General features: G+C 33.9%; 14 protein-coding genes. 6 read left to right on the forward strand and 8 right to left on the reverse strand.

What is annotated here, in order from left to right; translation table 11 throughout:
- Positions 1-44 precede the first annotated feature (44 nt).
- Positions 45-482 carry a GNAT family N-acetyltransferase gene (locus NEH75_RS12915; RefSeq protein ID WP_262948986.1) on the reverse strand — a complete coding sequence of 146 codons (438 nt, stop codon included), beginning with the start codon at positions 480-482 and terminating at the stop codon, positions 45-47.
- 70 nt (positions 483-552) lie between these two features.
- A complete protein-coding gene (locus NEH75_RS12920) occupies positions 553-1,182 on the reverse strand; it encodes a YkyA family protein (RefSeq protein ID WP_055242647.1) in 630 nt (209 codons plus the stop codon).
- Between the two features lie 282 nt (positions 1,183-1,464).
- On the opposite strand from NEH75_RS12920, the gene NEH75_RS12925 reads away from it, so the two are divergent.
- Positions 1,465-1,950 carry a hypothetical protein gene (locus tag NEH75_RS12925; RefSeq protein WP_055242645.1) on the forward strand — a complete coding sequence of 162 codons (486 nt, stop codon included), beginning with the start codon at positions 1,465-1,467 and terminating at the stop codon, positions 1,948-1,950.
- Positions 1,951-1,966: 16 nt separating this feature from the next.
- Here the strand turns inward: NEH75_RS12925 and NEH75_RS12930 are convergent, their stop codons facing one another.
- Entirely contained in the window at positions 1,967-2,416 is a 450-nt protein-coding gene (locus tag NEH75_RS12930) for a VanZ family protein (RefSeq protein WP_055242643.1), read from the reverse strand.
- A gap of 52 nt (positions 2,417-2,468) precedes the next feature.
- Positions 2,469-3,482, reverse strand: coding sequence for a UDP-glucose 4-epimerase GalE (galE, locus tag NEH75_RS12935; RefSeq protein ID WP_055242642.1), 1,014 nt, complete (start codon positions 3,480-3,482; stop codon positions 2,469-2,471).
- A gap of 268 nt (positions 3,483-3,750) precedes the next feature.
- On the opposite strand from galE, the gene NEH75_RS12940 reads away from it, so the two are divergent.
- Both NEH75_RS12940 and NEH75_RS12945 read left to right on the forward strand, forming a co-directional pair.
- Positions 3,751-4,146: a spore coat protein gene (locus NEH75_RS12940; RefSeq protein ID WP_262948987.1), complete on the forward strand. Its 396-nt coding sequence runs from the start codon at positions 3,751-3,753 to the stop codon at positions 4,144-4,146.
- A gap of 47 nt (positions 4,147-4,193) precedes the next feature.
- Positions 4,194-4,616, forward strand: a complete 423-nt coding sequence (locus NEH75_RS12945; protein ID WP_055276299.1) for a spore coat protein — start codon at positions 4,194-4,196, stop codon at positions 4,614-4,616.
- A 129-nt stretch (positions 4,617-4,745) separates the two neighbouring features.
- Here the strand turns inward: NEH75_RS12945 and NEH75_RS12950 are convergent, their stop codons facing one another.
- The 3 genes from NEH75_RS12950 to NEH75_RS12960 form a co-directional block, all read right to left on the reverse strand.
- Entirely contained in the window at positions 4,746-5,459 is a 714-nt protein-coding gene (locus NEH75_RS12950) for a pirin family protein (protein ID WP_055276297.1), read from the reverse strand.
- 189 nt (positions 5,460-5,648) lie between these two features.
- Entirely contained in the window at positions 5,649-6,644 is a 996-nt protein-coding gene (locus NEH75_RS12955; RefSeq protein WP_055276295.1) for an RNA polymerase sigma factor RpoD/SigA, read from the reverse strand.
- Positions 6,645-6,816: 172 nt separating this feature from the next.
- Positions 6,817-6,954, reverse strand: a complete 138-nt coding sequence (locus NEH75_RS12960) for a hypothetical protein (protein ID WP_156344121.1) — start codon at positions 6,952-6,954, stop codon at positions 6,817-6,819.
- A gap of 428 nt (positions 6,955-7,382) precedes the next feature.
- Here NEH75_RS12960 and NEH75_RS12965 point away from each other — a divergent pair, with 428 nt between their 5' ends.
- Positions 7,383-7,574, forward strand: coding sequence for a hypothetical protein (locus tag NEH75_RS12965; RefSeq protein ID WP_055242630.1), 192 nt, complete (start codon positions 7,383-7,385; stop codon positions 7,572-7,574).
- A 108-nt stretch (positions 7,575-7,682) separates the two neighbouring features.
- The gene (locus NEH75_RS12970) at positions 7,683-8,327 is read left to right on the forward strand and encodes a restriction endonuclease (RefSeq protein ID WP_055276293.1); all 645 of its coding nucleotides are present in this window, start codon (positions 7,683-7,685) and stop codon (positions 8,325-8,327) included.
- On the opposite strand, the gene NEH75_RS12975 is transcribed toward NEH75_RS12970, so the two are convergent.
- Complete coding sequence (locus NEH75_RS12975) at positions 8,324-8,944, reverse strand: hypothetical protein (protein WP_055305977.1); 621 nt, start codon at positions 8,942-8,944, stop codon at positions 8,324-8,326. The genes NEH75_RS12970 and NEH75_RS12975 overlap by 4 nt on opposite strands.
- Before the next feature lie 232 nt (positions 8,945-9,176).
- Here NEH75_RS12975 and NEH75_RS12980 point away from each other — a divergent pair, with 232 nt between their 5' ends.
- Positions 9,177-9,575, forward strand: coding sequence for a cytidine deaminase family protein (locus NEH75_RS12980; RefSeq protein ID WP_082417945.1), 399 nt, complete (start codon positions 9,177-9,179; stop codon positions 9,573-9,575).
- The last annotated feature ends 248 nt before the right edge of the window (positions 9,576-9,823 follow it).

Here is a 9,823-nt window from a genome sequence, read left to right on the forward strand (position 1 = left end):
CCGGGCGCACATAAAAAGACAATGACCTTTTAGTCATTGTCTTTTTATTTCCTTGAAATAGGATAAGTCATTGCGACATGATCGATGCCAGCATCTTTAAACACTTCTCCATAAGAAGTAAAGCCTAAACTTTCATAAAATTTAACAGCTGTCAATTGTGCATCTAGTTGAATCTCTTTAGCAGTGGTCTGTCCTTTGATGTAACTCATGGCCTCTAACATCAGATTTTTTACAAAACCTTTTTTACGTGCCTCTTTTAAAACAGCCACACGTCCAATTTTAGCAATATCTTTATTTTTAATAATCACCCTAGCTGTTCCCAAAGCCTTTTCATCCTCATAGGCAATAAAAATAGGAACAAAACAATCATAGTCATCAATTTCCTCCTGGACTGGGACGGATTGTTCTCCAATAAATACAGTCGTACGAATTCTAAAAGCATCTGCAAAATGTTTCTGATTCGTGGCTAAAATAACATTCATGTGATGATACTATTAGGACTTGATGCCCTAATAGTCCCCTCCTCTCCTGATTTAATCTCTTATTTTTTAATTACTTGATATAGGTTTCATAATAGTTAGTATAACTTGTATTAAAAGTTACTAATGCTTCTTGATGTAATAAAGAAATGGCATTAGCTTCATCGATAGCTAAATTAATAGCCGTTACTAACTCATCTAATCTCGCTACCGGGGTTGATGGAGTAATTTCACGATAAAAAACGTTTTGTGCTTCATTTAAAGCCAATAAGGCTTCAACATACTTAATTAAACTTGTCTCATAGTTTACATATTGAGAAATTAAAGTGTTCGTTTCTGTTTTTGATTGATCATTTTTATTTTCTTGATTCTGTTTTTCTAATTCTGACTGATTCAAACGCGCTCTTAGAATACAGGCTTGATACGTTTCAAGATAAGTCCTACTTTCTTGAACAGTTGTTTTTCCCTCTTCAATTAATGGTTGAACTTGATCAAAAGGATCTAAACCTTTTTCAATAATGTCATTGTATATCGTCGTTTCCTTGCTAATCAAATCAGTCAATGTTTGATTATTGACGTTACATTTATTTTGACTAGAAATATGCTCATTTAAAGCATTAAAAATCTTCGCTTCATGTTGACTACGGCATCCACTTAAAACGACTAAAAGACCTAGTGATAGTAATATTAACCATTGCTTCACAAGTGCCACTCCTTTAAAATTTGGATATCCTTTAGTTTATCACTTTCTAACATATTCATACGTCATGAAATTGAATATATTGTAAATATTTAACTAGTACTCAAAATTTTAAAGCAAGTGATATAGATGTAAGCGCCATAGGACACTATCTCAATCATCGATTTTTATAAATAAGTAAACAAATCCATCGATTTGAGATAACACTACTCTTTTTTTGACATAAATATATAATAGGTTGATTACCTATACCAACGGTAAGTATCATCTCAAAGGGGGATTTTCATGCGTCAAGCCTTTTCACCACCTCCACCCCCTCCGCCAGCTTCTCCTTTTTTCGATGAAGGTGATATTGATGAGGGACTAGGACAAACCGAACAAAATATATCTGCAGAAGACCGAGTACCACCTGAATGCCCTCCATTTTTACCCTTTCTCCTCTCACTAGATCCTTACACCTTTGTAACACTTGGTTATATCATTGCTGTCCTGATTTCAATGGAAGCACAACGTCCAGAGGAACAAGAGGCTATCGGAAACTTTTTAGAGGTTATTGCAACTAATATTGAATATATTGCTGAGCAAGGATTTTATTTACAAGAGCTCGACGAGCGACGTCAAGACAAAATTGAGGCAATTGAAAAACAAGAACTTCGAGACGAGATTAATGAACTTAAACAAACCATTGCTGAACTTCAAGATCAAATTATTGCCTGTTGTCCAGGGGCAGCAGCCTCGTTAAGTGAAACAAATGAGGCGAGTTCAGAATAGTAAAAGGCTCAAAGAACTAAATTTCTTTAAGCCTTTTTGTTATGATTTGAAGTTGGTTAATCATTGCAATCAACACCATGGCAAGTGCTCCCCCTGAGGTATCAATTAAAACATCAGTAAATGCACAAGCACGTCCAGGAACAAAAGCCTGGTGAAGTTCATCCGTACAAGCGTATAAAAAGACACCCAATAATGCATAAAATAATACTCGTCTAAATGAAAGATAATCAATTATAACATTAAATATTAGTACATACAAAATCAGATATTCAGTAAAATGCGCACCTTTTCGAATGATGAGCTGTAATTCTATTCCAAACAGTTGGTGTGGTATAAATGGAAAAAGTGACAGCAATTGTTCTACTAAACCACTGCTTTCTGAAGATTGCTCCCCAGTCTGTGCAGAAAATAAAAAGATGACCAACATCCATACTAATAAAACTAACCATTTGATTTTACGTTGCATTTCTCATCCCTAATTTCAATCACCCCTAACCATGAGGTTAGGGGCAAATTTTTTAGTTATAATTTAAAATCGTTTCACGAATCTCATCCCAACGGAAGGCATCACGAATTCCATCTTCAATTGAGTATTTAGCTTCCCAATCAATTAAGTTTTTAGCTCGTTCACAGCTTGCATAAGCACCTGCCACATCTCCTGGACGTGGTTCAGTCTCTGCTTTATTGACTTCACGACCTAATACAGATTCAAAAATAGACACTAATTCTTTAACCGTTACACCATTTCCTGTTCCTAAGTTAATGACTAAGTAAGGATTTGATGGATCTTCAGAGCGTGCAAAGGCTTGATCAAAGTTTTCAATGGCTTTAACGTGTGCCATCGCTAAATCCCAAACATGAATATAATCACGGATTCCTGAACCATCGCGTGTTGGCCAGTTCACTCCTGTGATATTAAAGATCGCTTCCTCACTTGAAGCAGCTTCTAATAATTTAGCTAAAACGTGTGATGGGAACTGAACGTGTGCTCCAGAACGTAATTTTGGGTCCGCTCCAATTGGATTAAAGTAGCGAAGTGCAATTCCATGCATCCCATACGCGTGACAGAAATCTTGTAAAATCATTTCCATCATGTATTTTGTACGAGCATATGGACTTGATGGTTTTAATGGTGCTGATTCAGTTACTTTGAACCCTGGTACGACATCATATAATGAAGCTGATGATGAGAATACAACATTTTTGCATCCTAATTCATTTAAGTTTTTAAATAACTCTAACGATTTAGAAACATTTTCTGTGTAATATTCATATGGATTTGAGACTGAATCAGGCACCACGATTAATGCTGCAAAGTGAATACAGTGCTTGATTTCAGGATGATCAGTAAATATTTTTTCTAAAACTTGGCGATCTGCGATATCTCCTTGGTAAAAGATTTTCCCTTCCGTAAATTCTTTACGACCTGTGACTAACGAATCTAAAATGATTGGTGTATGTCCATGATCTTCTAAGGCTGATACAACGGTACGTCCAATATATCCTGCCCCTCCAGTGACTAATACTTTCATGAGTTTCATCCTTTCTTATATAAAAGTTTCATTTATTCATAGTCTACCCTAAAAAATAATTAATTGACACTCATTCAATAAATCTATTAATTAAAAGAGGATTTGACCTCTAAATTTTATCATAATTTGCCTATCAAAAAAACTAGTATTCCGTTTTTTCGCTACTATCTTTAAAAATGTGTACTTAAAGCGGTACAAGCGCACTCCTTAAATCACTCACGTTTGAATAAAATATCATGTAATACAAAACAAGTGAGGTGATCAACAAATGGCTAATTATTATGACCGTGATACTGAATCACAATCCGCTGATACAAGTATTGATGTGTTACAATCAGAATTTCAAGGAATCTTTATCAAAGATTCTAACCAAATCCGAATCAATCAAACTGAGGCTCAAGCATTAATTGTCCTTCAAATTGCTTTACAAGCTGCTCTTGACGTACTTCTAATCGCATTTGACTTGGATGATAATGACGATGATGTTCGCGAATTACAATCAATTATTCAATCGATTAAGGCTGCTCAATTGCAATGTCAAAAAATTATTATTAAAGATTGCAATGATATTACATTGAATCAACAACAAATTCAAATTGATGCTTTAATACAAGTGGCACTCCAACTTCTTGCAAAACTTGAAGCAAAATTTATTGAAATTTAATGAACTTGTTATATAAAAAAGAGGATATCTAAGTGAGGTGAATTACTATGAAGTCAAACTGTTACTATTCTGAATATCAATGTCCAGACCATTATAAACAAGATGTTGATCAGACAGAAGATATGAAAATGAATGGTATTCAAAAACAAAGTCAAACTTTAGTTATTAAAAAAAGCCATGGTGTTACTATTAATCAACAAGAAGCACAGGCTTTAATCGCTCTTCAAGCTTCACTACAGGCTGCTATTGAAGCTGCTATCACGGTCTTTGATGCTCAAGATAATGCTGACACCAGTGATCTTCAACGATTAGATCAACAATTGAAAGTTCTACAACTACAAAAAGAAGTCATCGCTATTCAATGCTCTGATGATATTATTATCAATCAACAACAAATTCAGATTGATCTTGTTATTCAAGCTGTTATTCAATTATTAGCAAAAATTTCTGCAAAAATTGTAGAGATTTAATTCAAAACGTCTCATTTCATTCTGTATAACTGATTGACTGAATCATATAATAAAACACACGATCGATAAATCCAGCTCAGGAAACAGTTGATCGTGTGTTTTTTAGTACGACACTATAGTATATGCCCACTATTCAATTTGGTGATTATCTGATGCTAACGCCATTTCAATTAAAATAAACTGTGACTGTTCATGAGTTTTAATCTCAATTCGATCTTCATAAATCTCCATACCATCTCTTGAGGCCATTTCCTCATCATTAATCATAGAGCTTCCCTCTAATTGAATTAAATAAGCTTGACGGCCTTTTTTTATATCAAATTGAGTTTGTTTAAACGCTTCAAGTTCAATTAACCAGATATACGCCTCTTGATAGATTGTGATAGGCGTTGTCTCAGTGGGGGAAGCAATTAAGTGCCATTGGTTTTTGGCATGATTACTATTAAAGCTTGCATATTGAACATTTGGAGTTAATCCTTTTTCATTCGGTTTGATCCATATTTGAATCATTCGAACGGAAGTATCGCCCCAATTAAATTCACCATGGTCAATCCCGCCTCCAGCACTCATGTAATAAAGATCCCCTCGATGCAGGGTCTTTATCTCATGCTGCCTCGGGGTATGTGTTAAATCGCCTTCTAATATATAAGTTAAAATTTCTACGTCTTTATGTTTATGTAAATCATGTCCGCTCCCCGCATGTAAAATATCATCATTGATGACACGTAAGACTCCAAATGTATTTGAGGGTTGATGATAGTTTGTATGTGAAAAATGAAATAGACTTTGAATCCATGTATGATAAGCTGTTCCTAATTGTTTTTTCTCAATCTTTTTAATCATAGCTACTAACTTCTCCTTCCCTTTCTCTACCCTCTCCTTTTCATTCCCTTTAGTTCATACCTTCTTCATTGTATCATATATTCCTTTCGTTAACGCCTGTCAATTCAATACATAAATTCCAACTATTTTTGATAAAAAAAGTAATAGCATTTACACTATCACTTTTTGGGTAATTTATTAATAGACGGATTAATTGATTAAGTACTCTTTATATCGAATCAGCAACGTCCGTAACTTTCTCATCGCTTTTGCTTCAATTTGACGGATTCGTTCACGTGTGACCCCTTCAATTGCTCCTATTTCTTCTAATGTTTTCTTTTCTGCTCCATTTAGTCCAAAACGGTGAGTAATCACAAACTGTTCCCGAGGATTTAAACTTAAAATCATTTTATCCATATAGGCTTTTAAATCTTCATCCATGGCTTTTTTTTCAGGATTGTCATACATGCGTGAACCGCCTTCAGTCAGCAATTCATTTTCATTAGAAATTAAATCTTGAAGCTCAGTATCCTCATCTTCCTTTGAAACAAATCCGTTTAATGAAGTAGGTTTTAACATATAAGTCTGAACACGTTTAACTGCTTCATACTTCTCCATTGGAATATTTAATTCTCCACATAAATTAGACACATCAATCGGTTCATTTCCTTGATCTGCTTTTTGCTCATATCTCATCACTTGATTAATAGATTCAAACATATGGACTGGAATTCGGATAGTAAATCCTTCATCCGCAATCGTTCGTGTTACAGCCTGTTTCACCCAATAGGTGGCATACGTTGAGAAGTTGTTATCGTAAGTGAAGTCAAATTTTTCAATGGCTTTCATCAGCCCTTCTAATCCAACCGAGAATAAATCATCGTAATCTAACTTATGATGATAAAATTTTGTATATCGCCCAATAATCTTATGTACGAGGTTTGTATTATTAAAAATTAACCACTCTAGAGCAGACTCATCATTTTCTAAACGATATTTCTTTAAATACTCTAAATTATGCTGATAATCATTTGAATGCTTTCTCATCAATAGGTTATGTGCACTCCCTGATACAGGACTTACTGTGGATTTCGTATTTTCCATACTCATTTTGCTATTAACCTCTCCCCTCATTGAGTTATTCAGACTAGCTTTCGTCTTTCGACGATTGCTTTCTTTTCGGTTAGCAACTTCCATATGATTCATTCGATATCCCCTCTCTCTCATCGAACTTTATTCACTTATCCTATTACTCTCGTTTTTTATAATGACATTCAACCAATTGACGACTTCTCATTCTGCAACACCTTTTATTTTCCACATTTACCCTATACTTAATCCGTAACAAGTATGAATTAAACCAATCAATTGGTCTTCATTATAATATTGAAAAAAAGCGTTCATCTTCAATAACTGTTCCAATGGCTTCTTTTACTGAGAAGTAGATGATACCTTCTGATTTTAAAATCAATTTATATCTCAAATAGATGACATCTCTTTCATCAGAACCTTTCATAACGAATCACACACCTAAACTGCATCGAATTGGTTCCCAAATGCAAGTTCATGCAATCACGAATAAATAACCGGTTGTCCCAGTCATGCACTTGCATATGTCACAGGTTCTTTGACATCATCGACAGCTATCACTTAATTCCTCTATCATGCTAAAAATAAGCTATCTCGACCTGGACAATAGCCTAAATCCAAAAGCCATCCCTCCTTTTTTACATACGGAAAAAAACATTTGGTAAATATCGTTTAAGTGTGTTTTAACCATTAAAAAAATACTCCTTTGCTCGTTGTTCATAAAAACTTAACGGCATTTTAACACCATTTCCCTTCTGATTATATTAATTTTTCTCTATAATTATCACTTTTTTCTCACATAATAATATTAAAATTCCAACACTAGATTTGGAATTTTGAAAGGAGTAATCAACAATGGGTAAAAACGAAATGGGATCTCCAATGAATGCCTCTATGCAAAGTATTAAAGATAAATCTGATGTTGAGTTCGGAACAGGAAATGTACCAGATACACGTCTTGAAGTCAAAAAATCATTACCTGAAGCCAAACGTTTTACTCAATCAGCAAAAGACCGTCGTAACACTGAACAGTTTTTAAAACGATAAATCCAATCGTCCTATCCGTTAAAGGGATAGGACCTTTTCATTTTAATCGTATAATCTTCCCTAATTTAATCCATAATAAGGTAAAAGTATAAATTGGAGGAATAAATGATGTCATCGAAATCATTAAAATCAGCACGTCAACGTATGACGTTCTTCTTTTATTGTTCGTTATTATTATCTGTCTTTTTTCTCATACAAATTCGATATACCCTAAGTTTAAGCTTCACTCATTGGAGCGCAACTCAATATACGCTGCTCTTTTTATTATTCTCTTTCATTGTGATTTGTTGTCTAAAATATTACTCCTATTACCGTGATTTAAAATCTGATTGTCAGTTCATTGACCTCGAAGAAAAAAAATTAAAGCTTAAAAAAAATGCAATTCGTCAACAAGTTGCCTCAATGAATCCTTATGATTTTGGTGAACTAGTCGCCGATTTATTTCGAATGAAAGGATTTAAGCGAATCTTTTTAACCCCTCGAATGAATAAACATTTTTATGATATCGAAATGTATCTAGATGACCAAAAAGTTTTAGTCTCTTGTTTATTAAATGCACTGGATTATCCTGTTCCACAATCTTACTTAGATCGGCTTCATTTAATGATGCGAAATAATCAAATCGATCAAGGCGTTTTTGTCACACTCGGACACTTTTCAGATGACTGCTACCTCTTCTCAGAAGATAAACCTATCCACTTAATTAACGGTGAGCAACTCATTGATACCTTAATTGAAAGTTCCAATCTTTAAATTTCTTTCGTTTTAAAATAAGACTCGCAAAAAAGGCACCATTTGATTTGATACGCTTCATTCGTAATAATAGGTAAATCACGAATGTTAAACTTTTGTTCCTTCTGGCAAAAGTAAACAAAATCATCGATATAGGGTTCATACTCACCTAAATAAACATAAATTTCACTAAATCCCAATAATTCAGCTGCTTTTAGTCGAGTATGTCCATCAATTGAGATCCATTGATTTCCTTCTTCAATGATTGGAATAATAATATCTTCTGGTTTTTGAATCCACGTCAATAAGCGATTTAATTTCGCTTCATTAATATATAATTGGCTCGGTTGAATGTTTAATAATGGGACTTTCATGACTTTCTTTTTCGGTTGATGATAAATAATGGTTCCCTCTAATGTTTCAATATGATTAATAAAACCGCTATAAAATAAAAATTCTTCAATGACTTCTTGAGGACACTCATTTCCATCAGTATGTAAGATAGCTTTTTGATGATTAACAATCTCAAAATCATATTGAGTCGATTGTTTTAAGTCTGTCACTCTAAAAGATGTGTTATGATTTTGAATTCCTACATGATGATTTACTCTCTCCTCTTCACAACGCTCAATTTTCATCTTATTCCCTCCTCGTAGCGATAGTAAGTTTACTTCATTCTAGCTCCTTTTATAAAATCCTCAATTCTATTTCTTTTAAACATAATTGGTATCACACACTAATTATACTGCAATACTTTGTTGAGATTTCGACATTTTTCGTCACCATAATCGGAAATTTTATTGACTTCATTTTGTTTTTCTGATACTATAATAAACCCAATTACCTCTCATATTAAAGGAGGGACATATGATGTTCGAAGATTTAATTTTAAAAGCTACAGAAGTTCTAAACCCTCGTCAACTCTCTTCTGCTGCAGAAGCGGGAAGTGTCGCTGCTGCTCTTTTAACAGATAGTGGTCAGATATACACAGGCATTTGTATTGAAACAAAATGTTCAATGGGATTTTGTGCGGAACATGCAGCTGCAGCTGCTATGATCACTGCCGGTGAAAGTCATGTCGTTAAAATGGTGGCAATTAATAAACGTGGAAATGTCCTTCCACCTTGTGGTCGTTGCCGAGAATTTATCAGTCAACTCAATGATAAAAACATTGAAGCTGACGTACTCATTAATCGAAAAAAATCAATGAAATTAAAAGAGCTGCTTCCCTATGATTGGCGTGAAGCAAAAATGTCCGAAATCGACTAAATGTCTTCGGACATTTTTTTATAAAATGATTTTTAAAATCTTTACTCTATAAAAAAAACAATTCAACTCGTCAGTCATCACTGACCAGTTGAATTGTTATTAAATGAGGGTTCTATAATATTTGGTGTGGGTGATTCCCACACTTCTTTTATTTGGAATAAAAAATAAGTATAAAAAAAGAGACATCACGTCCCAAATTCTATACCATGTAATTGACCAAAAAAAACACGAAAGGATTGGGTTTATGT

The organism is Turicibacter sp. T129, assembly GCF_025594975.1.
Classification (GTDB): domain Bacteria; phylum Bacillota_I; class Bacilli_A; order MOL361; family Turicibacteraceae; genus Turicibacter; species Turicibacter bilis.

Coding starts and splice junctions, on each gene's coding strand:
- NEH75_RS12915 (WP_262948986.1), bottom strand. CDS start 482: ATGAATGTTATTTTAGCCACGAATCAGAAACATTTTGCAGATGCTTTT.
- NEH75_RS12925 (WP_055242645.1), top strand. CDS start 1,465: ATGCGTCAAGCCTTTTCACCACCTCCACCCCCTCCGCCAGCTTCTCCT.
- NEH75_RS12930 (WP_055242643.1), bottom strand. CDS start 2,416: ATGCAACGTAAAATCAAATGGTTAGTTTTATTAGTATGGATGTTGGTC.
- galE (WP_055242642.1), bottom strand. CDS start 3,482: ATGAAAGTATTAGTCACTGGAGGGGCAGGATATATTGGACGTACCGTT.
- NEH75_RS12940 (WP_262948987.1), top strand. CDS start 3,751: ATGGCTAATTATTATGACCGTGATACTGAATCACAATCCGCTGATACA.
- NEH75_RS12945 (WP_055276299.1), top strand. CDS start 4,194: ATGAAGTCAAACTGTTACTATTCTGAATATCAATGTCCAGACCATTAT.
- NEH75_RS12950 (WP_055276297.1), bottom strand. CDS start 5,459: ATGATTAAAAAGATTGAGAAAAAACAATTAGGAACAGCTTATCATACA.
- NEH75_RS12955 (WP_055276295.1), bottom strand. CDS start 6,644: ATGAATCATATGGAAGTTGCTAACCGAAAAGAAAGCAATCGTCGAAAG.
- NEH75_RS12960 (WP_156344121.1), bottom strand. CDS start 6,954: ATGAAAGGTTCTGATGAAAGAGATGTCATCTATTTGAGATATAAATTG.
- NEH75_RS12965 (WP_055242630.1), top strand. CDS start 7,383: ATGGGTAAAAACGAAATGGGATCTCCAATGAATGCCTCTATGCAAAGT.
- NEH75_RS12970 (WP_055276293.1), top strand. CDS start 7,683: ATGTCATCGAAATCATTAAAATCAGCACGTCAACGTATGACGTTCTTC.
- NEH75_RS12975 (WP_055305977.1), bottom strand. CDS start 8,944: ATGAAAATTGAGCGTTGTGAAGAGGAGAGAGTAAATCATCATGTAGGA.
- NEH75_RS12980 (WP_082417945.1), top strand. CDS start 9,177: ATGTTCGAAGATTTAATTTTAAAAGCTACAGAAGTTCTAAACCCTCGT.